Origin of the sequence: Vibrio sp. 10N.222.52.C3 (assembly GCF_041474195.1) — a bacterium.
In the GTDB taxonomy this organism is placed as follows: Bacteria; Pseudomonadota; Gammaproteobacteria; order Enterobacterales; family Vibrionaceae; genus Vibrio; species Vibrio crassostreae_C.
Genome location: NZ_JBFRTQ010000061.1, coordinates 1 through 22294, shown reverse-complemented (window position 1 = coordinate 22294; position 22294 = coordinate 1). Strand labels below are relative to the sequence as shown.

Below are 22294 nucleotides of genomic sequence, written 5' to 3'. Positions count from 1 at the left end.
GGTCAGGATTCGTCTTCGTCGCCCAACCATTGCATGATTCAATACATAGCCAATCGTGATGTATTAAATAAAGCTTACTTTATTTTTTGCTATATGTCTTATTCCTATAATCGCCTCAACGAAACAAAATTCTGAAATGAAGAGGCTCTTATGACGACTTCACGCACGTTCAAAAATGCATCACTGTTCCTAGCTATCTCGCTCGTATTCCCTGCAGTTGCAGCTAACCATGACCACGCACACTTCAGCGAAATTGGCGACCAAGGTGGCAAAAGTGCAACCGAGATGACGACTAAGGCAAACCAAGAGTTCGCAAAAACACTTAACTTTGCCGACACTCGCGCTTTCGACAATAACAACAAGGGCCTTATTGCTAGCTTCGACCAAGAGACGGGCGACATCATTCGCAATAGCTTTAACTTTATCGACCCAAGTGTGACGAATGCAGACCAAGCACCAGATTCAGTAAACCCTTCACTGTGGCGCCAAGCGGTACTGAACCAAGCAGCAGAAGGCTTATATGAAGTTGTTCCGGGTAAAGTTTACCAAGTTCGAGGTGCTGACTTAGCGTCTATCTCTTTCATTCGTAGTGACAACGGTTGGATCGCTTACGACGTTCTTCTTACCAAAGAAGCGGCCGCTAAATCACTCAAATTCTTCAAGAGCAATGTGCCTGATGGCGGCGAACTGCCCGTCGTTGCTATGATTTACTCTCACTCGCACGCTGATCACTTTGGTGGCGCAAGAGCAATCAAAGACGCATACCCAGATGTAAAAGTGTACGGTTCGAAAAACATTACTAAAGAGATCGTCGACGAAAACGTATTGGCGGGTAATGCAATGTCTCGTCGTACCGCTTATCAATATGGCGCAACGCTGAACCGACATGAACACGGTATTGTGGATGCGGCACTGTCGAAAGGTCTATCAACCGGTAGCATTACTTACGTCCTGCCGGACTACGAGCTGAACCATAACGAAGAGATTGAAACTCTGGTTATTGACGGCCTAGAAATGCAATTCATGGATGCTTCAGGTACCGAAGCGGCCTCTGAAATGGTGACGTATATTCCAAGCATGAAAGCACTTTGGACTGGCGAGCTGACTTACCAAGGCATGCATAACCTGTACACGCTGCGTGGCGCTAAAGTACGTGACGGCTTGAAATGGTCTAAGAAGATCAACGAGATGTTAGTCACTTGGGGTGAAGATACTGAGGTGCTGTTTGCGTCTCACTCATCGCCAATCTGGGGCGAACAAGAGATCTCTGATTACCTAAAAATGCAGCGTGACGCTTACGGTTTTACTCATAACCAAACGCTTCGCTTAGCCAATAACGGTGTGGTTCTACAAGACATCGGGGACGAGATTTACAAGGTCATGCCAGACAGCATTCAACAGTCTTGGCACACCAACGGTTACCACGGTACTTACTCTCACAACGCCCGCGCGGTGTACAACATGTATCTTGGTTACTTCGACATGAACCCAGCTAACCTAAATCCACTACCAATCAAGCCAGAGTCAGTGAAGTTTGTTGAGTACATGGGCGGCAGCGATGCTGTGATTGAAAAAGCGCAGCAAGATTTCCAAGAAGGTGAATACCGCTTCGTTGCAACAGCACTGAATAAGGTGATTCAAGCAGAACCAGAGAACAAAGTTGCACGTGGCTTATTGGCAGATACGTACGAGCAATTGGGTTATCAATCAGAAGGTGCAGGTTGGAGAAACATCTACCTAACCGGCGCTCAAGAGCTTCGCATTGGCACACAACCGGGCGCACCAAAAACTGCATCTCCGGATGTATTGGCTAACATGACCATTGAGAACTTGTTGGATTACTTAGCAGTTAAAGTGGATTCGCTAAAGGCACAAGAAACACCATTTACGTTGAATATTCAGCTGCCTGATGTGAAAGAGTTCTACTACGTTGAGATGTCTAACGGCAACCTGAACAACATCCAAGTATCAGAGCTGCAAGATGCGGATACAACACTGATCATCAATAAGTCTGACGTGTCTGATATCGTACTTAAGAAAACAAGCCTAGGAAAACTATTAGAAGACGGACAAGCAGGAGTGAAAGGTGACAAAACATCGCTTAACAAACTGCTGTCTTCACTGACAGAAGCTGACACCTCTTTTGAGATTGTTCCTCGTCCAAACAAAGGCGAAGAAGTTGATGTCGAGCTATACCAAGATTCAGCGGTACACGCGCATTAAACGTCCGAAACGCTAAATAGATAAAACAACAGCAGTAAGCTAGAAAAAACGTTCTATAAAGAACATAAAACAAGCCCCTACCTTTTGGTCGGGGCTTTCTTATTTGTTCTCAATAAGTGCTTCTTGAACGCTACTGCGTTTGCTCTCTTACTGAGGCTGAGAGCTTAATGAAACTGATAATTTGTTGAAGCTGATAGATTACTGAGTTTGCCCGTTTACTTCGCAATCCCAATAAGAAGGTGAACCATAATATTGAACAAAGTAGTCGATAAATACGCGAACCTTAGGCGCAAGTAACTGAGCACTTGGGTATACCGCCCAGATCGCAGCCTCATCTTTTAAAGGGTAATCCGGCAACACCTCGACCAGCGAACCTTCCGCGAGCTGCTTGTATGCTATCCAAGTCGCACACATGGCAATGCCCAAGCCATCGACACATACATCCCTTACCGCTTCACCGTGATCAACACGGATAGCGCCTAGGCTCTCTTCGAGCTTTCCGATATGAATGCTGGCTACCGGAGGTGACAACCCAAGCTCTTGTCCTGCTTGACCTATATTGTGCGTAGACGCGAGTCGCACAAACAATTTTAGATGTTCAATGTTCATCAATAATGGCTAGCCTGCGCTGAGTACACGCTGCTTATTGGCCGCAGCGGCACGGGGAATAATGTGAGTTTTAATATAGGCATTAAGCTTAAACCATGCAAAAGCGCCCGCTAAAACATTGGCGACTGTCGCAGCAATAACCGCATTGACCATGTCTCCGGTTATCGAGCCGATCCATAAAGCGGGAATGTAGAAAACAAACAAGCGTAGGAAAGAGACATTCAAAGCTTTACGCGGCACACCCAAGGCATTAAAGACCGACGCAACCAACATGCAAAGCCCAAGCGGCCCATAGCTGAACGGTATAAATAACAAGGTCACTTCAAACCAGCTGCGTATGCTTTGTTCTTCCGAGATAACAGGAATAATCCAGCCACTAAACAGCGCCAACAATGTTGCCATCACGGTGTGGAAAACCAATAAGAACTTCGCTGTTGTATTCAATAGCTCAGGGATTTTGCATCGCTGCTGCGCCCCTAGGTAACGACCAATCATAGGCGGGATAGACATCGTCAGAGCAAGAGAAAACACCAGCATAAAACTTTCAACACGGGCGAGTAAGCTCCAAAAAGCCATCTCATCGGTTCCGATTCTCGCAATCAATAGCATTGAGAAGAACGCGCTGACCGCAGGTAATATCTGATTCGCAGTGGTTGGCATTACCGTCTTGAATAACTCAAAACTGTAGCCTTTGATTCGGTTACTGCACGCGCCATTGAAGCCAAACCAACCTTTGCCGCGAGACTTGATTAGCATGTAGATTGCGCCGAAAGCGTAGCCAATGCTCGATGCGATCGCCGCCCCTGCGATGCCCATATCCAATCCAAAGATCAGAATAGGGTCGAGAATTAGGTTAATCACGCTAGCAGCCAAGAACATGCTTCCGGTTGTTTTGGTATCGCCATTGGCACGATAAACGCAGGTGGCCAGATAAAGCACCGCCACCATCAATGCACTGAACAACCACAGTGGCCAGTACACATTAAAAATAGACAGCATGGATTGGTATTGAGCGTCAGAGACATCATTCACAAACGACGCAAAAACAGAATCGCTAAAAACAATCAGCCCTATGCAGATCAAAGCAATCACCAACACTCCAAATCCAACCGACAGCGTCGCAATTGAAGTAGATTTACGTTGTTCTTTTGCCCCTACCGCTTGAGAAATAATGGACGTTGCCGCCACACCGATGCCCACTTGAACCCCGGTAAACGCTGCTTGAAATGGCAAGGTGATACCGTGAACCGCCAACTCATTCACCCCTAGCTGACCAATAAAGATCGAATCGACCAATTGAACCATCATGATCGCAAACACACCCAGCGTCAGTGGCAGCGTTTTCTCAATGATGGTTTTCAAAGTCGCGGATCTCATCTGCATAAGTCGGTTCACTCTTGTCTGTACCTTGGGGCTAATTACCTAGTTGAGCAGTATACGAAGCTAAATGAAAAGGATAAGAGCGCCAGACAAGGAATGAGTTTTTAGATTTCGTTGACAATCGAATTAGCAAGATACCTTCAACGTTAAAGTATCCATCTAAGACACTGAATAAATTGAAATTATCAAACGCGCCAACACTCTTAATAATTCGTTAATAGTGTTTCGTTTAATGGTTAATTGTTGGTTCGAACATTCCTCGCTAGCCTGAATTTAGGTCGCATTCACACTGAATAGGCTGAAATGAAATCTCTCAGAAGGAATATGGAAATGGTATATCAAGGTTATACAACGTTTAAAGCTCAAGCCGAGGATGGAATTCTTACCGTCACTTTTGACTTCGGTACTGTGAATGTTCAAGGGCAAGAGACTTTGATGCTGACGAAGCCGAAGCACTCAAAGCGGAAGCTTATTGGTTGTATCAAGCCACCAGCAAAACACCTGCGGTTAAGCGCTTCCAAATTGCCGATGAGCAAGGCCTAGAGCACGATATGGAAAACCAACGTAACTGGGAAACTCTGGGTATGAACGTTCAAGACATCAAATAACTCGGTCACTTCTCTTAATTTGGGTCAGTCACAAACTGACCCATTGTCTTACTTAATCGTTAAACGCCAACGGTTGACCACCAAGTGTTAAAATGGTCATTATTTGCCCCATAGACTCACATTTGAGTCTTCAGCTTGTGAGCCAAATGCAACTATGTGTCATTAATCTTTGTTATAACGTTGTTCAAACTATTTTTTGAAGGACGGAATATGCAAAAAATAATTCTGATCACAGGTGCCACGGATGGCATTGGTTTAGAGACCGCAAAAGCACTAACGCAGCAAGGGCACCATGTTCTAATTCATGGCCGCAACCCAGCTAAGGTCAATAAAGTCGTGACCGCTCTGTCTCGCCTGTCTAAGAATGCAATCATCGAAAGCTACATCGCAGACCTATCGACGCTCTCTGAAGTTGAGGCGCTCGCAACCCAAATCAAAAGCGATCACAAACGACTCGATATACTCATTAACAACGCAGGTGTGTATAAAGTGTCGGACATCACCACTCCAGACAATCTTGATGTGCGTTTTGTCGTAAACACCATTGCGCCGTATCTACTGACACAAAAGCTGCTTCCTCTTTTTGATGCGACAGGTCGTATCGTCAACCTATCTTCAGCAGCCCAAGCACCCGTAGATCTAGATGCATTAATCAGTCCGAATGCGGGCAAACTTGATGGTCCGGTTTACGCGCAAAGTAAGCTGGCGCTAACGATGTGGTCCATCGAATTAGCCAATACTCTTTTAGACAAAGGCACCGCAATTATCCCTGTAAACCCAGCGTCTTTCCTTGGTAGTAAATTAGTGAAAGATGCTTATGGCGTTGATGGCAACGACCTTGCGATTGGTGCCGATATTCTTTGTCGTGCTGCGCTCAGTGATGAGTTTGCCAACGCTTCTGGTCAATATTTTGATAATGATTCTGGGTTGTTCAAAGACCCGCACGCCGACGCATTAGACAACACCAAGAACCACAAGCTGGTGACCGTGCTTGATCAATTGCTCGAAGAAAAGCTGTGCGTTGCGCACTGATCATTAATTAATAAAAATACCACTAACACTCCCCCAACAATCCAAGCCGCAGTTCTATCTATACAGACAAAGAACTGCGCGCTCTTTCGATTATTAAGATTTCTTTAATACTGATTCCCCGCTTTGCCCAATTATCACCCAAGATGCAGATTGCTAAACTTGCCCCCGTCGAAACAACACAGGCTACGGCCGAGGAGCATTTATGCGTTTTGAAGGTAAAGTTTATCGTCCTTGGATGGAAGCAGAGAGCGTACTCATCCAGACAACATTGGGGTGCAGTAATAACCAGTGTACCTTCTGCACGATGTTTGATGATAAGCGTTTCAAAGTAAGAGACATCAAAGACATCTTTGAAGATATTGATGCGGCGAGAAAAATCTACCCGCATGTTGAATCTATCTTTTTGGTCGATGGTAACGTGATGGCTATTAGAACCGAGATGCTGATTTCGATTCTGGATTACATCAAGATCACCTTCCCAGAGAGCAAGAACATTTCTCTGTATTCGGGGTTCAATGACTTCCGTCGTAAGAGCTTGTCTGAATTAAAAGAGATTAAGTCGGCAGGTTTAAGCATGGCCTATTCTGGCTTGGAGTCCGGTGACCCAATTGTGCTTGAACGCATTCAAAAGCGCATGACGCGTGAGCATGCGATTGAAGGAATGAACCTAGCCCGTGAAGCAGACATCAAGGTACTGGCTTCTTTCATCTTTGGCCTTGGCGGCAAAGAGCGTTCTATAGAGCATGCGATTAATACCACCAGCTTGTTGAACATCATGCAGCCAGATGCGATTGCACCGATGGCTTTAGCCGTTCAACCGGGATCGGTATTGGAAAAAGAAGTAAACCGTGGCGAGTTTGTTTTACCAACGCCATTGCAGATTCTGGAAGAAGAAAAATACTTGCTCGAAAACCTAGAAGATTTCGATTGCTACTACTGGGGTGACCACGGCAATAACATCTCACCAATGCGTGGCATGTTGCCTCAGGCTCGTAAGCCGTTTCTTGATAAGATAAATCAAGACATCGCGCATAACCCAATCACTAAGCAAAACGTCATTAAAACCTTTGCTTGGTAACGAGTAACCTCTACATCGTTTGAAGCAGCCACAAAAAGGGCCAGTGTCAGCTGGCCCTTTCATTTTCTAGTTATGTCGCTCTCTATCGAACTACCTGGAGCCGACCGCTCGGACTAATTCTGCGATTCCATCCCAATCACCCTTGTCCATTTTGTCTGTCGGTACCATCCAAGTTCCACCGCAGGCAACGACTGATTTCAGTGCTAAGTAAGACTCAACGTTCGCTGGGCTTACACCGCCTGTAGGCATAAAGTTAACCGGGTAAACAGCCGTCAACGCTTTCAACATAGGAATACCGCCAGATGGCTCGGCAGGGAAGAACTTTAGTGTCTTAAGCCCCATTTCCATTGCTTGTTCAACCAAGCTTGGGTTACTCACTCCAGGAACAATCGTAACCCCTCTTTGCTGACAGTATTTGACTGTGGTTGGATTCAAACCTGGGCTGACAATGAAATCAACACCCGCATTAATGGCAGTATCCACCTGCTCTGTAGTCAGCACAGTACCTGCGCCAATCAGTAACTCAGGGTAAGCTTCACGCATCAAACGAATCGACTCTGCTGCCGCTTCTGTACGAAATGTCACTTCAGCACAAGGCAAGCCATTTTCAACCAGTACTTTCGCAAGCGGCACAGCCTGAGCAACGTCATTAATGGCGATCACCGGAACGATGCGAATATCTCTGAGTCGCTGTTCAATTGTTTTCATTGTTCATTTCTCTCATTATCAAACAGACAAATTAAGCCAAGTCGCTGCCGTTGCTTGCGATCACTTTTTTGTACCAGTGGAATGACTTTTTAGGAATACGATTTAACGTACCATTGCCTAGGTTGTCTCTGTCCACGTAGATAAACCCATAGCGCTTGCTCATCTCTCCGGTCGACGCCGCAACAAGATCGATACAACCCCAAGGTGTGTAACCCATCAATGGTACACCGTCTTCCATTGCTTCATGCATCGCAACAATGTGCTGACGAAGGTAATCAATGCGGTAATCATCGTTCACTTCTCCATTGTCATCCAAGGTATCACGAGCACCTAAGCCATTTTCTACCAAGAAAAGTGGTTTCTGGTAACGGTCATAGAGTGTGTTCATCGTAATTCGAAGACCTGTAGGGTCAATGACCCAGCCCCAATCACTTGCTGGAAGATGAGGGTTTTTGATGGACTTAACGACGTTCGCTGCACTCGTATTTCCTGCATTCATATCAGCGGAAGCACAGCGTGAAGCGTAATAACTGAAAGAAATGAAATCGACGGTGTTCTTTAGAATCTCGAAATCTTCATCTTGTGTTTCAAGCACCACACCTTTGTTATCAAACACTTTTTGAGCATAAGATGGGTAGTAACCACGCGATTGAACATCGATAAAGAACAGGTTCTCGCGGTCTTTTTCCATAGCCATCAGCACATCTTCTGGCTTACATGAATATGGATAGAAGTTACCGCCCGCCAGCATACAACCCACTTGGTTTTGCTCATCAACTTCATGGGCAATCTTGGTTACCAAAGCGCTTGCTACTAGCTCATGGTGAGCTGCTTGGTACTTCACTTGATCGTGATTTTCGCCTTCCTGAAACAACAACCCAGCACCAGAAAACGGGCTCGCTAGTAAAATATTGATTTCGTTGAAAGTTAACCAGTATTTCACCAAGCCTTTGTAGTTTTCGAAACAGGTTCTCGCGTAACGGCTAAAGAACTCAATCATCTTACGATTACGCCACGAACCATACTCGTTGACCAAGTGCATAGGCACATCGAAATGGCACAAGGTAACGAGCGGCTCAATACCGTATTTCTTACACTCTTCAAAAACATCACGGTAAAAATCTAAGCCAGCTTGGTTCGGCTCTAGCTCGTCACCTTTTGGAAAGATTCGGCTCCAAGCGATGGATACGCGGAAGACTTTAAATCCCATCTCTGCCAGCAAGGCGATGTCTTCTTTGTAACGGTGATAAAAGTCTATCGCGTTATGGCTTGGGTAGAACTCGTCTTCGCTGAGCGTCACCTTATCAACCTGACCAAGCTTAATTGGCATGCGGTTCTCACCATAAGGGATCATATCTACGGTTGTTAGGCCTTTACCACCCGCTAAGTGAGCGCCTTCAGACTGGTTTGCAGCAATAGCGCCGCCCCATAAGAAATCTTCGGGAAATTGAATGTTTGACATCGAATACCTCGGAAACAATAAAAGTCACCTTACGCTGAAGTAAGGTGACTGAATAAATTAATCAATTCTAATTAAGACGCGGACACTACTGTCGGCTTGTCTTCTGCCTTACCAGCTTCTTTGTTTGCTGACTCTGAAGTTGCTTTCTCATCGGCATCATCTTCTGGAACATCTTCAAAGCCTAAAACTAGGGTTAGAACAAATGACAGAACAATAGACAATGCGATCAGACCGAACACCCAAACGATACTCATTGGGTCATTCACATCGAAGAACTGAACACTCGTAAACAAGCTTGGTGCTGCCATCGAGTGACTCGCAAGGCCACCCATGCCCGCTAATGCACCTACGATAAAACCAGTAATCATTGTTGCGATAAGTGGACGTTTCAGACGAACAAGCACGCCGTACAATGCAGGCTCAGAGATACCGGCGAAGATAGCTGAAGCACCTGCGGCTAATGATGTCTGCTTTAGTGCGCTGTTTTTGGTTTTGTAAGCAACAGCCAGACACGCACCACCCATACCGAGGTTGGCACCGATTTCTGAAGGCATAACCATACCTTCACGACCCGTCTCAGCAATGGTTTGAATAATCGTTGGAGTAAATACACGGTGCATACCAGTAAGAACAAGTAGAGGCCACAGTGCGCCCATGATAGCAACCGACAACCAACCTAATGTGTCATGAATTGTGTAAACAAGCGCTGAAAGTGCAGTACCAACCCAAATACCAAATGGACCGATAAGTACGATAGCAACCGGAGCTGCAATCAATACGATAAGCATAGGTTTCAGGAAGTTTTTAGTCACAGCAGGGGTAATGCTATCTACCCAACGTTCTATGTAAGAAAGAGCCCAAGTCATCACAAGTACAGGAATAACCGTGTAGGTGTATTTCACTGACGTGATTGGGATACCGAAGAAATCAACGTGCTTGCCTTCTGCTGCTTGCGCCATCAATTCCATAAAGTTCGGGTGGATTAAGACACCGGCAATCGCAATGGAAAGAGACATATTGGTCTTGAATTTGATCGATGCGGAAGCGGCAACCATAACCGGTAGGAAGAAGAAGGCGCCATCGCCAATCGCTTTCAAGATAATCAAGGTAGGTGCATTTGGCTCAACCCAGCCCAGCATCTCAAGTACCATGGCGAGCAGTTTGACCATTGAAGCGCCAATGATTGCTGGGATAAGAGGCGACATGGTACCAACCAGTGCGTCCAACATTTTCGCACCAATTGACTTAGCCGTTAGCTTCTCTTTTTTAGCAGGAACCTCTGACTCAGATACAGTGGATAGCTCACAAAGCGCCATCACTTCTTTGTATGCATACGATACCTCGTTACCAATGATAACTTGTACTTTGTCTCCATTATCAACAACACCCATCACACCTTTCAGTGCTTTTAGCTTGTTAATATCGACGCCATCTTGGCTGTGTAAAACGAATCGTAGTCGAGTCATACAGTGTGTTAGGGCAGCCACATTTGTCTTGCCCCCAAGATGCTCAACAACAGATTTCGCAATTGCGCGGTAATCGTTGGCCATTTTATCCCCCAAAGATCTCTTTCCAGTGATTTTTAAACGCGAATATAGTGAGATGTGACTAATTTTCCGTCAGTAGGATGCAAAAACAATCACAATTGTTGTGAATTGTTGTTTTGTGTCCTTCATCACACTTCCTTAAGTTACCGGTAACATGTTACCGGTAACGCTTATAAGATAAAGCCATATTTACAAGCGATGTTCAAAATTGAGATCACGCGCAAATTTGTTAAGAGGATTGAGTTATGGCTGGTAGTAGTGTCATCGTCATGGGTGTCAGTGCTTGTGGGAAAAGCACGATAGGCGAGCAGTTGGCAAAAAAACTTGGGCGTAAGTTCATTGATGGTGACGACCTTCATCCTCGAGCAAACATTCAAAAAATGGCGTCAGGCCAACCTCTTAATGATGATGATCGCATTCCATGGCTGGAACGCGTTCGTGATGCAGCGTACAGCCTAGAAAGTAAAAATGAGCACGGCATTATTGTGTGTTCTGCGTTGAAGAAGAAGTACCGCGACCAAATTCGCGAAGGGAACAAAAACCTCACCTTTCTCTTTTTAGATGGCAACATTGACCTGATCTTGCATCGAATGCGTCAGCGCCAAGGCCACTTCATGAAAGAGAACATGATTAAAAGCCAGTTCGAAACATTAGAAAGACCCGATCACGAGCCAGATACGGTTGTCATCAGCATTGATGGCGATATTGATGACGTTGTGGACTGTGCTGCGATTGTGCTTTCAATGACTGATGAGGCAGAAACAGCATGACCCTTCCAACCATCCAAGCGGTGACTCAACGATTAATTGAACGAAGCAAAGAGACTCATGAAGCGTTTCTAAACCGAACCCAACACCAAGCCTCTGCTGGCAAAGGTGGTAAAGGGCTTTCTTGCGGCAACTTGGCTCATGCTGTCGCAGCTTCTTGCTCCGATGAGAAACGCTCGATTCTTGATCTCACTAAATCCAATGTGGCGTTAATCAGCTCTTACAACGATATGTTAAGCGCTCACCAGCCGTATCAACACTATCCAGATCAGATCAAAAAGGCGTTAGCTAAGTTCGGCCACACCTCTCAAGTAGCGGGCTGTGTTCCCGCGATGTGCGATGGGGTAACTCAAGGCCAACCAGGCATGGATATGTCTTTGTTTTCAAGGGACTTGATTGCTCAATCGACCGCTCTTTCACTGAGTCACAACGTGTTTGATTCAACCCTATTACTTGGTATTTGCGACAAGATAGCTCCAGGACAACTGATGGGCGCGCTCTCTTTTGCACATCTACCCACCGCTTTTGTTCCGGCGGGCTTGATGGCAACGGGCATCAGCAATGATGAGAAAGTACATATTCGCCAAGAATACGCGGCTGGTAAGGTAGGAAAAAGTGCCTTACTGGATATGGAGTGCAACGCTTATCACTCAGCGGGCACCTGCACTTTTTACGGCACAGCCAATACCAATCAGCTGGTATTTGAAGCGATGGGGCTGATGCTTCCGGGCTCAGCGTTTATTCATCCTGACTCTAAATTGCGCGCATCACTCACTCAGCATGCCGCCATTGAAATTGCTTCAATGACACCACAAGCCGCAAACTTCCGCCCGCTTTCTGAAGTCTTTACCGCTAAAAGCTTAATCAATGGCATTGTTGCCCTACTCGCATCAGGTGGCAGCACTAACCACAGCATTCACATGGTCGCAGTAGCACGCGCAGCAGGATTTATTCTGACTTGGCAAGACATCAGCGATCTATCCGATGTAGTGCCTTTACTTGCTCGAGTTTATCCCAACGGTCCAGCAGATATGAATGCGTTCCAAACGGCAGGCGGAGTTCCCGCGCTGTTACGCCGTTTAGATCAAGCCAACTTACTGCACCGAGATGTCACACCTACCTTTGGCTCGTTTGAAGATCAAATGAGTATTCCAGAGCTTGAAAATGGAAAGCTAACGTGGAAAAAGTGCAAACAGTCGGCAGATGCAGAGGTAATTGCAGGCCAAGAACAGGTATTCCAAAGCACAGGCGGAACGCGAGTCCTTTCAGGGAACCTTGGCAACGCAGTGATTAAGGTGTCAGCGGTTGCAGAAGAGCAACGTGTAATAGAAGCACCTGCGGCAGTTTTTGATTGCCAACATAAGGTAGAAGCCGCGTATCAACGAGGTGAACTCAACAAAGATTGCATTGTTGTGGTAATAAACAATGGCCCAGCTGCGAACGGTATGCCTGAACTGCACAAGCTTATGCCGATTCTAGGCAATATACAGAAACAAGGTTTCAAAGTAGCTCTGGTTACCGATGGTCGTCTTTCCGGAGCCTCAGGAAAGATCCCATCCGCGATTCATGTCTCACCAGAGGCGATTCGAGGCGGAGCCATTGGGCTTGTTCGCGAAGGCGATATCCTGCGCTTAGATTGCGCGAGTGGCGAACTCAATAACCTCAACGACATGCAATCTCGCCAAGCGAAGGTATTTGAGGCAGACGCCAACCAGCAAACCATGGGGCGCAACCTATTTAGCGTGATGCGCCAAAGCGTTTCGAGTGCAGAACAAGGGGCGAGTTTTATCGTCTAGCTGTGTCATTACTTAAATGTAAAAGCAAAAGGGGCATCATTTCGATGCCCCTTTCAGTTTCCACGATACTTGGTTAAACGCTTTCGCCATCAGTGATGCGATAGCCCATATCCACTACCGTTTCCGTAACTGGCTCACCTTTCAATCGGGCAAGCAGTAGCTCGGCACTTTTCTTACCTATTTCATAACGTGGCGTATCCACGCTAGTCAGTTTTGGGCGTATGGTTTGACCAATATCTAACGCGTTATAGCCCACCACAGATAACTGTTGCGGCACTTGGATTCCACGTTGCTGGGCAATGAGCAAGGTACCTATCGCGATGTCATCATTGGTGCAGAACACGCCATCTAGATCTGGGTAATCCGCAAGAGCGCGATCAAGCAGATCTTCAGCCAAAGAGAAGTTAGAGTGCTGTTCAGTCAACACGTGTTTAGGCTCTAATCCAGCCTCATACATCGCTTTGTCATAGCCTTGCAAACGCAACTTGGTTCGCGCATCCAATCGAGCGCCAAAGTAAGCAATAGAGCGTTTACCAGCTTCAATCATTCGCTTCACGACATGGTAAGAAGCATCAATATGGTCCAAGCCAACAACCATATCGATCGGATTGGTTGGGAGTTCCATCGTTTCAACAACAGAAACACCTGAATTCTTGATCATCTGTAACGTGCGGGGGGTGTGGTGGCTTTCCGTCAATATCAACCCATCAACTTGATACGAAAGCAGCGAAGCAATCTTTTCCTCTTCTTCCACAGCATCATAGCTAAAGTGAGCAAGCAACGTCTCGTAGCCATTCTCTTTAGTAACCGTTTCGATACCTTGAACAAACGCGGCAAAGATTTGGTTTGATAACGAAGGGAGCAAGATACCGATCGCTTTACTCGACGATTTAGAGAGCATAGCTGGCGCTTTGTTTTCGATGTATCCCATCTCTTCAATAACCGCTGCAATTTTAACGCGAGTTTTGGCTGCGACTGAATCGGGATTGCGCATGTAACGAGAGACGGTCATCTTTGTGACCCCCACTTTGTCTGCAACATCTTGAAGTGTGGTTCGAGTTTTCTTCTGCTGTTCTGTCATAACTATTTGAACTCTTTATTATGTTACAAGTAACATTATAAAGTTCTCACCGCCTCAAGTTCAACCCATTCGTTCTCATCGACACATAGTATTGAAATCGTTCTACCATCGGCAAATTAGTTTGGCGTTAACGAAAGGTTGGTATCACGCATGCTTGATGAAAGCTTGGCTTAACTGCTGAAAGAGTGAGTCTACGTTGGGTAGAGTTGTCAGATGTGCGGACAACGGAGTATGAACTTGCGCGTCCACCACGGTTGGATTGCCACAAACTTGATTATAAAAATTTACGGGTGCAACGATGTTCTCTAGGTCGACATCCAACAAGATACAAGCTTGCGAAAGTACGATTTGGCCGCCCCCTTGTTTAAGCAAAACACGCTGCGCCGTGCCCACTATTTTTTGTTTATTGATATTGAGGTTGTAGTCACCATCACAATAAGAACCGGGAGTCGCGTGTACATCCACATCGATGCCCAGTTCTTTAAAAAACAGGGTTAAGATATTGCACAGATGTAGATACGCTTTTTGGATGTTGTAGGCTTCATCACGAGGCCAATGGTAAATGTGCGATAAGTTAATGATCCCCGGCAGTTGGGGAACGGGAGCGCCGCCTGTTTTACGTGAGGTGAGTTGCCAGCCTTGTGCCGCGAGTTGCTTTCTAGACTCGACCGTCACTGGCCACTTCTTACCTGCGGGCAAAACGAGTGTCGGCGTTTTTGCTTGCCACAGCATTAAGGCTTGTCCAATCTCACCCGCCTGAATTTGCTGCAATAATTCAGCTTCTTTTTCAAACGCACGATCAACATCAATGTGCGGGTAACGTACGAGTTTATTGGTTAACTTCAATGCGCTTTCCTCTACAGATTGTGGTGACCTATCATTTAACGTTCTGCAATGGTTGATGAGATATGGGACTATGTGCGATGAAACATAGCACCAAAAGTTAGTTATTGGCGCCATAGTAGCTTGTCAGTTGCCCATCTCAAAGGTGAGTGCTAACATTTGTACACACACCAATAAAGGAATACATCATGGACACTAGAATTCAATTTCGTGTTGATGAAGAAACAAAACGCCTAGCTCAACAGATGGCTGAGAGCCAAGGTCGCACACTGAGTGGTGCTTGCCGTGAGCTTACTGAGCAACTCGCTGAGCAACAAAGACAGACATTATCTCACGATGCATGGCTAACTGAACAAGTAAACCTAGCATTTGAGAAGTTTGACTCAGGAGAATCCGTTTTCGTTGAACACCAAACTGCTAAATCTCGAATGGAAGAACGCAAAGCCAGAATACGTAATCGAGGTAAGCAATGATTTTATGGGAAGAAGAATCACTCAATGATCGTGAAAGGATCTTTGAGTTTATCTATGACTTCAACCCTGATGCGGCAGAAAACGCTGACAACCTCATTGAAACAAAAGTAGAAAACTTGCTTGAGCAGCCTCTAATGGGTGTACAGAGAGACGGCATTCGTGGGCGATTACTTATAATTCCTGAGATTTCAATGATCGTCTCCTATTGGATCGAAGGCGACATTATCCGAATTATGCGCGTACTCCACCAGAAACAAAAGTTCCCAATGGATTGATTACTTCCTCTGGGCAACTAGCCCAATTAAGGGGTGAACAACGCCTCCACCCAACCTAAAGCATTGTGCCATAAACACTTAACTTGAAGTAGGAGCAAAAGTGCCAAGCGTTGTGAATCCCTCTTAAATTGCTTGTTATAACACAATTGCTACACGTCACTTTCCGTTAGTATCTGACGACAATTTCGTACTGTAAGGACGCGAATTTCATGGCTGAGGCTATATATGATTCGATAGTGACCAAACAAGATTTCGCGGTAATTGGTATGAGGTAGCTCAGGAACCATTCGCCCCATGTCAGGCATACTTGAGAGTAAATCAGTTTTATCAAAAACCTCATTAACCCAGTTTTCTGCCGCCACTGGATTATCCAGTGAAATAAACTCGGCTGCATCACCTAACTTTTGTAATGCTAGTGGTGACCAGACTACTTTCATTTCTTAATGCGCCCCAATACTTGAGCACGAGCGTCTTCATTGGAAACACCTAAACCTGAAGCTAATTGTGCTTCAGCAGTACGCATTTCTTCCAGTAACTCGATCTTCTCTTGCATTGCTTCATATTCTGCAACATCAAGGACAACCGCAACACCCTTACCACGTTGTGTGATAACTAGTGGTCTGCGAGTTTCGTTAATCTGTTTAATAAATGACGTCACGCCAGCACGAAATTCAGACAAAGGCTGAATATCTTGATCAAAATGGATGCGGCTCATGTTGAACTCTCTATGGTACAATTTAATGTACAAATAATAGTTCAAATAGCAATTTTGAGCAATAGCCTGATTTTGTGTTATAGCCCTGTTAAGGTGTGAGCAACGCAATACCGATGCCACCGCAGACTACCTTAAACACAAAACGCAACGCATAGCAAAGGTGCCAAGCGTTGCGAATCATTCTTAAACAGATTGTATGGATAATAAGCACTCCAATCGGGTAATGTGAGACCCAGGCTTTAGCTGCAACTAAAGCTTTCTATGTAGTAGTTCGTTTAAACGCTGGCTCCTCTATCGAGAGACCGATAACAAACATGAACGCTACATAGGACTTCAAGCATAAACCTCGAATAGTCGACTGGGTCTCGAACCCGCATTACGCAAGCATGAGTTAGCTTATTATGAATACCAAAATCAATCAAAGCATCAACGTTGGAGTTGATACCGGCAAAACACAATTAGACATCCACATCAGGCCACTAGACCTATTTTTCTCAGTAGAGAACAATGATAAAGGCATCAAAAAAGCACTCAAAACGATTAAGAGTCACAGTCCTGAACGAATCGTTATTGAAGCAACAGGCCGATTAGAAATGCCTTTTGTTCCTGCATGTGCAGAGGCTCAATTACCTATTGTCAGAGCAAACCCTGTCCACATAAAACGGTTCGCTGGTGCTATTGGCCGCAGAGCCAAAAATGATCGTTTAGATGCAGAATTGATTGCTCACTATGGAGAAGCAATCAAACCAGCTCTTACTGTCATAAAGCCAAAAAACATACGCCTAATGAGTGACTTAGTCATTCGCCGAAACCAGTTGTTATCCATGCAAACCATGGAAAAGAACCGAATCCAGATACTTCCCGCTTCTCTCCATCCGACTATCAAACCGATGCTAACCACGATAAAAAATCAAATCACCAAGTTAGAAGAAAAGCTCGTTAAACTCATTGAAGATAGCCCTGAATATCAGGCTAAAAACACAATATTGCAGAGCGTCCCTGGAATAGGAAACATTGCCGCTGCATCAATAATTAGCAACGTACCAGAACTTGGCTACATCACAAATAAACAAGCGGCATCACTAATTGGTGTCGCTCCAATAACACGCGAAAGTGGGCGCTACAAAGGTAAGCGCGTGATCCAAGGCGGTCGAGCGCAAGTACGCACAGTGTTATATATGGCAATGATGTCAGCCATGCAATGTAACCCCGTATTCAAAGCAACTTATGCTCGACTTGTAGCTGCCGGAAAGCCTAAGAAAGTCGCAATAATCGCGTGTGTTCGAAAGATGGTTGTGACTCTTAACTCTATGCTGAGAGATGGCGCCATGTGGGATGAAAACACTGCCAAAAATTAATCATTGACGCCATAGTCGTTTGTTATGAGCCTAGTTCAAGTAGATGCCGGACTGCCTTAGTTGCTGCTTCAAGTCTAGAAGTTTGAATTGAGTTAGCAGTAGTTGAGTAACTGCTATCGTACCCGAAAAAATAGATAATGCGGATACTAGCCAACTCCAGCTAACACCATCAAAGATATACGGTGCAGCAAAAGCAAAACCATAGCTAAACGCTGCATTTACTGAATGCAAAAACTCATTAGTAGAAACCTTGTAACTCATACTTTTGGTATCGTAGGAAATTCTTACCTGCGAGCCAGCTTTACGGAACTTGCAGTAAACTACGTCATTATTTCCATCATACTGAATATTATTAAGTTCTAGGATTTCTCTAACTTTGTCTAACATCATATCTCTCCTTGATATGGTGGCTCATAACGCCAAGCTAACGTGCCCGAAACCGTGGCATACACTTTTGCGAAGCAAAAATGCCACGCGTTACGGGTCACTGTTTAGCGTCTTGTTATGGCGCTTTACTTGTAGTGTTGCTGACACCACTTTTCCCAGTTTGTTTCGCCCAAAAGCTTTCGAGCCTTAATGGTGCGAAATACGTTGATAAGTCCCATACAAATACCAAATAGAGATGCTGAGACAAGATACGTTACCCAATTACTTGGCTCTGAATGCCAAAAAAACACCCACATCAACGCTCCCCATAATAGCCCCATAAATAAACCATGGGTTATGAGTATTTTTGCAGGAGATTGAAAAGCTAGAGGCTTTTGGGAAGGGTCTTTATATCTAGACCAAATAAACCCTGTTGGCTTAGTTAAATCTGCAGGGACACCCTTCTCAATTAGGTGTTTTTGAATGAACTCTGCCTTTTCCATCTTCACCTCGCTATGCGCACGCTAGTTTTAACTCTAGGACTTTACAAAGTTTATCGAGAATTATGATTGAAGTGCTGCGACTGACTTCAAAGTCTGACTGCGCCATAACGAATGATATGGACTCCCTCTACCTGACACTCTGCGTGCCATACTTACTTAGTACACGCTGAAGAACTGGAGGTTACTATGTCCACCATTCAAACTATTGGCGTTGACCTCGCCAAGAATGTATTCAGTATTCACGGCGTTGATGCATATGGCAAGTGCGTCCTACGCAAAACTGTCAAAAGAAACAAACTCTTAGACACATTCGCGAAGTTACCTCCCTGCCTCATCGGTATGGAGGCGTGCTCTGGTGCACACCACTGGGCGAGAGAGCTACTGAAACTAGGTCATAACCCGAAAATTATGGCGTCCAAATTCGTTATTCCATATCGACAAAATGAGAAGAACGATGCCAATGACGCAGAGGCCATCTGTGAAGCGGTATCTAGACCCAAAACACGATTTGTCTCTATAAAAAGTGAAGAGCAACAAGCTGTGCTTTGCCTGCACCGTATTCGACAGGGGCTAATTAAAACAAGAACGGCGACTATTAACCAGCTCAGAGGTTTGCTTTCCGAATTTGGTATTGTGATGCCTCAGGGGCGCTACTCGGCTCAAAACACTATTGGTAGTGTCCTTGAAGATGCAGAAAATGGTTTGCCTATACTCGCTCGAGAGCTACTTCAAGATCTATCGAACAAGATTCAACACCTTAACCTAGAAGTATTGCACTATGATCGTAGAGTCTCTGCTTTAGTTCGTGAGATGGCTTCAGCCAAAGCGCTCATGGATATTCCAGGTGTCGGTGAACACAGTGCAAGTGCCATTGTCGCAACCGTCAATGACGCCAAACAATTTGGCTCTAGCCGCCAATTTGCCGCTTGGATAGGGTTGGTTCCAAGACAATACTCAACAGGTGGTCATGTTCATCTTGGTCGCATCAGCAAAAGAGGCGAAAAACACATTCGCACTCTACTTATTCATGGCGCAAGAGCCGTTATTGCACGATGTAAAGAGAAAACCGATCGCAACAGTATTTGGTTAAATCAACTCGTTGAACGACGAGGTTATAAACGAGCAGCTGTCGCCCTAGCAGCAAAAAATGCTCGTATAATATGGGCATTATTAACAACAGGAAAAGAGTACAAGATTAACTATGTAAACGGTTAACACTCACCGAGTCAAAGCAATAGCAAATGATGACAATACGACCAGACCGAGATGCCTAAACCTGTTTAATTGGGAAGTAATAAATACTGTTTAACGAATGAGGCTGGCATCAAGCGAATATCATCAAGGTGACGGAACGATTCCGATTAAACACCGAATGTAGAGCTGCTGTCCGATCCACTGTTGTCAGCGGGAGCTATTGTTGACAAAAGAGGGAGTCCATGTAGCCCAATTAAGGTGTGAAGCACGCTACTACGACACTTAGCTTGAACACCGTAAACACTAAACTTAACCCAAACCAAAAATGCCAAGCGTGCTGAATCACTCTTAAATTGCTTGTTATGTGTAATTTTCTATGTACTTCCTTAATGACTCAGTCGATTCAAACAAGGGACTTATTGGAAGGTTAAGATTTAGCTTTTCAATTTCGACTGCCGAAGGTCCATGGCATTTCTCAAAGTCACTCCAACTGCACTCGTGAACCTGCTTTATGACTTGAAAGTCGAGTAGCAATTGAGAGAATGCTTCGGGGCTATACCCCTTAGTCTCAGCAATAAAGTGTTGTGTAGCCGAACGTTTACCTTGAACCAGTGCCAAATAAAATCGAGCGATGTCATTAACATGAATATATTGGTTATAACCTTGAGATGGTATCGCTACTTGGAGAGTTTGGTCAGATAAGGAATCTACAATCCGCTTTAGCTGACAGTTTTCACCACCATAAACCAAACTAGGACAGTAAACGACATGCCACTTCTCTTTGATAGCCCGACCTATTGTAACTGTGTCCGGTTTCACCGCCTCTAGAGGCTTAAGCCTAAATTCTTTCAGGTCATTATGAGAAGCATTGCCAAATAGCCAAACGCCCGATGTGTGGATTTTTGTCGCACCTTCAGCCGCTAGTCTATCCAACTGCGTTAACAGCTTGGACTCTATATCAGCTATTTCCTCCGGCGAAAATTCTGACCAATGTGGGCGTGCACAATTTATAACGATATCAAAGTAACCAGAGAAATCTGATGGCACATTGGTAAGCTTCTGAGCAGGAGGTAAGACACCACTAAACCTGCTGTAAGTTGAAACCTCAAAGCCACTTTCGACAAACATCTTAGTCACGTGGCTACCAATATACCCATTGGATCCTGATATAAGTACTTTCATTCTTTCCCTGAACTCTCGATGACACATAACGCCTGCATAACACGTTTGCTACCATGCAGATTAAACTCAAATTTACCACTTAATACGGTAAATTCAAAGAAACCTAGAATGCCGAATGTAGCAAATCGTGTTGATGCATTTGTTATGCCCGTATTGACTGAACGTGCATTCTTAAATTTGCCGCTATTTGTATACTATTATCGAGTAATAAAGCTTTGTCACAATCTTCAATGATTAACGTTATTAATTTAGAAAACTCTGCTTGATTTTTACAATATCTCAAAAGCTCATAATTTGCCGCCGCTCTATTTTGATACGGAAGTGCATTTTGATCATCGAGAGTTAATGCAACTGCATAATTAGAAACTGCATTGTTAAAGTATATTTTCTTTTCTTCTAAATTATCAGTCATGTAGCCAAGGTAATTGAAAGCTGTTCCCTTGTTTGTTAATACACTAAAATCAAGTTGATAATCCAATGAAAGCTTATCAAAGTATTCAATGGATTTTTTAAGATATTCAATTGCAATTGTAATATTTTCAGATTCAGTTTTGATGCCAAGCTCTTTATAACAGCAACCTAGTAAATAATTGGATTGAAAAAAAACCTTTGGGATTGAAGAGTTTTCTAAGAAGCTAATTTTATCGATACAACGTTGATATTGGAAATGTAGATAAAGCTCATAACTAAAATCAATTAACTTTTCCTCTTCTGATTTAGTATCTATACGTAATGGCATTTTCAAATTATACTTCATCAAAATTTGATCAAATAAGTCTAAATTTACTTCACTACAAACTTCAACTGGATTGATTTTTAATGGTAGATATATTAACCCCAGCTTTGCCTCATAAAAATATAGAGCGAAACCATATTGACTACCTGTCCATCCGTATAAATAGGTATCATTTGCTGGGTTTGAAAGTATAGGAATCGTAGTTGGAACGTTTGATAGCTTAATATGGCCTTTAAATTGTGAAAATGAATGTTTACTGGTATACCGAAATAAGCCATTGTCTGATAATGCAGAAATACAAAAGCCACCTACCGTCTTTACATTAGAATCAGAAATTACTTTATTCATAGCAATATCC

General features: G+C 44.4%; 22 protein-coding genes and 1 pseudogene. 10 read left to right on the top strand and 13 right to left on the bottom strand.

All coding sequences use genetic code 11. From position 1 onward, the window contains the following. Positions 1-150: 150 nt before the first annotated feature. Positions 151-2223 carry an alkyl/aryl-sulfatase gene (locus AB4517_RS10710; RefSeq protein WP_372148324.1) on the top strand — a complete coding sequence of 691 codons (2073 nt, stop codon included), beginning with the start codon at positions 151-153 and terminating at the stop codon, positions 2221-2223. Between the two features lie 198 nt (positions 2224-2421). Here the strand turns inward: AB4517_RS10710 and AB4517_RS10705 are convergent, their stop codons facing one another. Continuing rightward, entirely contained in the window at positions 2422-2832 is a 411-nt protein-coding gene (locus AB4517_RS10705) for a LysR family transcriptional regulator (protein ID WP_372148323.1), read from the bottom strand. A 9-nt stretch (positions 2833-2841) separates the two neighbouring features. Beyond that, positions 2842-4215 carry an MATE family efflux transporter gene (locus AB4517_RS10700; protein ID WP_017064035.1) on the bottom strand — a complete coding sequence of 458 codons (1374 nt, stop codon included), beginning with the start codon at positions 4213-4215 and terminating at the stop codon, positions 2842-2844. Between the two features lie 446 nt (positions 4216-4661). Here AB4517_RS10700 and AB4517_RS10695 point away from each other — a divergent pair. The 3 genes and pseudogenes from AB4517_RS10695 to AB4517_RS10685 all read left to right on the top strand — a co-directional run. After that, positions 4662-4820 (top strand): annotated as a pseudogene (locus tag AB4517_RS10695) (enoyl-CoA hydratase/isomerase family protein); the annotation flags it as partial. A 210-nt stretch (positions 4821-5030) separates the two neighbouring features. Then, complete coding sequence (locus AB4517_RS10690) at positions 5031-5852, top strand: SDR family NAD(P)-dependent oxidoreductase (RefSeq protein ID WP_108176826.1); 822 nt, start codon at positions 5031-5033, stop codon at positions 5850-5852. Positions 5853-6054: 202 nt separating this feature from the next. Continuing rightward, a complete protein-coding gene (locus AB4517_RS10685; RefSeq protein WP_102320417.1) occupies positions 6055-6930 on the top strand; it encodes a radical SAM protein in 876 nt (291 codons plus the stop codon). Positions 6931-7020: 90 nt separating this feature from the next. On the opposite strand, the gene AB4517_RS10680 is transcribed toward AB4517_RS10685, so the two are convergent. The 3 genes from AB4517_RS10680 to ascF all read right to left on the bottom strand — a co-directional run bounded on the left by AB4517_RS10680 (position 7021) and on the right by ascF (position 10650). Next, complete coding sequence (locus AB4517_RS10680; protein WP_372148322.1) at positions 7021-7638, bottom strand: bifunctional 4-hydroxy-2-oxoglutarate aldolase/2-dehydro-3-deoxy-phosphogluconate aldolase; 618 nt, start codon at positions 7636-7638, stop codon at positions 7021-7023. Positions 7639-7669: 31 nt separating this feature from the next. Continuing rightward, positions 7670-9100: a 6-phospho-beta-glucosidase gene (locus AB4517_RS10675; protein WP_017067568.1), complete on the bottom strand. Its 1431-nt coding sequence runs from the start codon at positions 9098-9100 to the stop codon at positions 7670-7672. A 71-nt stretch (positions 9101-9171) separates the two neighbouring features. Then, a complete protein-coding gene (gene ascF / locus AB4517_RS10670) occupies positions 9172-10650 on the bottom strand; it encodes a PTS cellobiose/arbutin/salicin transporter subunit IIBC (protein WP_017064040.1) in 1479 nt (492 codons plus the stop codon). A 242-nt stretch (positions 10651-10892) separates the two neighbouring features. Between ascF and AB4517_RS10665 the strand changes: the two genes are divergently transcribed. Together AB4517_RS10665 and edd are read left to right on the top strand one after the other, a co-directional pair. Next, the gene (locus tag AB4517_RS10665) at positions 10893-11417 is read left to right on the top strand and encodes a gluconokinase (RefSeq protein WP_017059452.1); all 525 of its coding nucleotides are present in this window, start codon (positions 10893-10895) and stop codon (positions 11415-11417) included. Further along, positions 11414-13210, top strand: coding sequence for a phosphogluconate dehydratase (gene edd, locus AB4517_RS10660; RefSeq protein ID WP_372148321.1), 1797 nt, complete (start codon positions 11414-11416; stop codon positions 13208-13210). Before AB4517_RS10665 ends, edd begins: the two co-directional genes overlap by 4 nt. Before the next feature lie 73 nt (positions 13211-13283). Here the strand turns inward: edd and AB4517_RS10655 are convergent, their stop codons facing one another. Both AB4517_RS10655 and AB4517_RS10650 read right to left on the bottom strand, forming a co-directional pair. Beyond that, positions 13284-14291 (bottom strand): LacI family DNA-binding transcriptional regulator, encoded by a 1008-nt coding sequence (locus tag AB4517_RS10655; protein WP_017059450.1) that lies wholly within the window; start codon positions 14289-14291, stop codon positions 13284-13286. A gap of 144 nt (positions 14292-14435) precedes the next feature. Continuing rightward, on the bottom strand, positions 14436-15137 hold the full coding sequence (locus AB4517_RS10650) for a biotin/lipoate A/B protein ligase family protein (RefSeq protein ID WP_372133105.1): 702 nt from the start codon (positions 15135-15137) through the stop codon (positions 14436-14438). A 185-nt stretch (positions 15138-15322) separates the two neighbouring features. Here AB4517_RS10650 and AB4517_RS10645 point away from each other — a divergent pair, with 185 nt between their 5' ends. Together AB4517_RS10645 and AB4517_RS10640 are read left to right on the top strand one after the other, a co-directional pair. Next, complete coding sequence (locus tag AB4517_RS10645) at positions 15323-15607, top strand: hypothetical protein (protein ID WP_017059448.1); 285 nt, start codon at positions 15323-15325, stop codon at positions 15605-15607. After that, the gene (locus AB4517_RS10640; protein WP_017059447.1) at positions 15604-15882 is read left to right on the top strand and encodes a type II toxin-antitoxin system mRNA interferase toxin, RelE/StbE family; all 279 of its coding nucleotides are present in this window, start codon (positions 15604-15606) and stop codon (positions 15880-15882) included. Before AB4517_RS10645 ends, AB4517_RS10640 begins: the two co-directional genes overlap by 4 nt. A 149-nt stretch (positions 15883-16031) precedes the next feature. Here the strand turns inward: AB4517_RS10640 and AB4517_RS10635 are convergent, their stop codons facing one another. After that, positions 16032-16319: a type II toxin-antitoxin system RelE/ParE family toxin gene (locus tag AB4517_RS10635; protein WP_017064044.1), complete on the bottom strand. Its 288-nt coding sequence runs from the start codon at positions 16317-16319 to the stop codon at positions 16032-16034. Further along, positions 16316-16597, bottom strand: coding sequence for a type II toxin-antitoxin system Phd/YefM family antitoxin (locus AB4517_RS10630; RefSeq protein ID WP_011080399.1), 282 nt, complete (start codon positions 16595-16597; stop codon positions 16316-16318). Before AB4517_RS10630 ends, AB4517_RS10635 begins: the two co-directional genes overlap by 4 nt. A gap of 401 nt (positions 16598-16998) precedes the next feature. Here AB4517_RS10630 and AB4517_RS10625 point away from each other — a divergent pair, with 401 nt between their 5' ends. After that, on the top strand, positions 16999-17955 hold the full coding sequence (locus tag AB4517_RS10625; protein WP_372148320.1) for an IS110 family transposase: 957 nt from the start codon (positions 16999-17001) through the stop codon (positions 17953-17955). A gap of 30 nt (positions 17956-17985) precedes the next feature. On the opposite strand, the gene AB4517_RS10620 is transcribed toward AB4517_RS10625, so the two are convergent. Next, positions 17986-18345 carry a hypothetical protein gene (locus AB4517_RS10620; RefSeq protein WP_372148319.1) on the bottom strand — a complete coding sequence of 120 codons (360 nt, stop codon included), beginning with the start codon at positions 18343-18345 and terminating at the stop codon, positions 17986-17988. 122 nt (positions 18346-18467) lie between these two features. Then, the gene (locus tag AB4517_RS10615) at positions 18468-18824 is read right to left on the bottom strand and encodes a DUF6404 family protein (RefSeq protein WP_017060183.1); all 357 of its coding nucleotides are present in this window, start codon (positions 18822-18824) and stop codon (positions 18468-18470) included. Between the two features lie 186 nt (positions 18825-19010). Between AB4517_RS10615 and AB4517_RS10610 the strand changes: the two genes are divergently transcribed. After that, entirely contained in the window at positions 19011-20039 is a 1029-nt protein-coding gene (locus tag AB4517_RS10610) for an IS110 family transposase (RefSeq protein ID WP_017041084.1), read from the top strand. A gap of 339 nt (positions 20040-20378) precedes the next feature. Here the strand turns inward: AB4517_RS10610 and AB4517_RS10605 are convergent, their stop codons facing one another. Then, complete coding sequence (locus tag AB4517_RS10605; RefSeq protein WP_372148318.1) at positions 20379-21200, bottom strand: NAD-dependent epimerase/dehydratase family protein; 822 nt, start codon at positions 21198-21200, stop codon at positions 20379-20381. Positions 21201-21342: 142 nt separating this feature from the next. Beyond that, the coding region (locus AB4517_RS10600) for a hypothetical protein (protein ID WP_372148317.1) at positions 21343-22294 on the bottom strand (952 nt) is incomplete at its 5' end.

What these genes read in the sequence shown, in the direction of transcription:
- AB4517_RS10710 (WP_372148324.1), top strand. Translation starts at nt 151, where the DNA reads ATGACGACTTCACGCACGTTCAAAAATGCATCACTGTTCCTAGCTATC.
- AB4517_RS10705 (WP_372148323.1), bottom strand. Translation starts at nt 2,832, where the DNA reads ATGAACATTGAACATCTAAAATTGTTTGTGCGACTCGCGTCTACGCAC.
- AB4517_RS10700 (WP_017064035.1), bottom strand. Translation starts at nt 4,215, where the DNA reads ATGCAGATGAGATCCGCGACTTTGAAAACCATCATTGAGAAAACGCTG.
- AB4517_RS10690 (WP_108176826.1), top strand. Translation starts at nt 5,031, where the DNA reads ATGCAAAAAATAATTCTGATCACAGGTGCCACGGATGGCATTGGTTTA.
- AB4517_RS10685 (WP_102320417.1), top strand. Translation starts at nt 6,055, where the DNA reads ATGCGTTTTGAAGGTAAAGTTTATCGTCCTTGGATGGAAGCAGAGAGC.
- AB4517_RS10680 (WP_372148322.1), bottom strand. Translation starts at nt 7,638, where the DNA reads ATGAAAACAATTGAACAGCGACTCAGAGATATTCGCATCGTTCCGGTG.
- AB4517_RS10675 (WP_017067568.1), bottom strand. Translation starts at nt 9,100, where the DNA reads ATGTCAAACATTCAATTTCCCGAAGATTTCTTATGGGGCGGCGCTATT.
- ascF (WP_017064040.1), bottom strand. Translation starts at nt 10,650, where the DNA reads ATGGCCAACGATTACCGCGCAATTGCGAAATCTGTTGTTGAGCATCTT.
- AB4517_RS10665 (WP_017059452.1), top strand. Translation starts at nt 10,893, where the DNA reads ATGGCTGGTAGTAGTGTCATCGTCATGGGTGTCAGTGCTTGTGGGAAA.
- edd (WP_372148321.1), top strand. Translation starts at nt 11,414, where the DNA reads ATGACCCTTCCAACCATCCAAGCGGTGACTCAACGATTAATTGAACGA.
- AB4517_RS10655 (WP_017059450.1), bottom strand. Translation starts at nt 14,291, where the DNA reads ATGACAGAACAGCAGAAGAAAACTCGAACCACACTTCAAGATGTTGCA.
- AB4517_RS10645 (WP_017059448.1), top strand. Translation starts at nt 15,323, where the DNA reads ATGGACACTAGAATTCAATTTCGTGTTGATGAAGAAACAAAACGCCTA.
- AB4517_RS10640 (WP_017059447.1), top strand. Translation starts at nt 15,604, where the DNA reads ATGATTTTATGGGAAGAAGAATCACTCAATGATCGTGAAAGGATCTTT.
- AB4517_RS10635 (WP_017064044.1), bottom strand. Translation starts at nt 16,319, where the DNA reads ATGAAAGTAGTCTGGTCACCACTAGCATTACAAAAGTTAGGTGATGCA.
- AB4517_RS10630 (WP_011080399.1), bottom strand. Translation starts at nt 16,597, where the DNA reads ATGAGCCGCATCCATTTTGATCAAGATATTCAGCCTTTGTCTGAATTT.
- AB4517_RS10625 (WP_372148320.1), top strand. Translation starts at nt 16,999, where the DNA reads ATGAATACCAAAATCAATCAAAGCATCAACGTTGGAGTTGATACCGGC.
- AB4517_RS10620 (WP_372148319.1), bottom strand. Translation starts at nt 18,345, where the DNA reads ATGATGTTAGACAAAGTTAGAGAAATCCTAGAACTTAATAATATTCAG.
- AB4517_RS10615 (WP_017060183.1), bottom strand. Translation starts at nt 18,824, where the DNA reads ATGGAAAAGGCAGAGTTCATTCAAAAACACCTAATTGAGAAGGGTGTC.
- AB4517_RS10610 (WP_017041084.1), top strand. Translation starts at nt 19,011, where the DNA reads ATGTCCACCATTCAAACTATTGGCGTTGACCTCGCCAAGAATGTATTC.
- AB4517_RS10605 (WP_372148318.1), bottom strand. Translation starts at nt 21,200, where the DNA reads ATGAAAGTACTTATATCAGGATCCAATGGGTATATTGGTAGCCACGTG.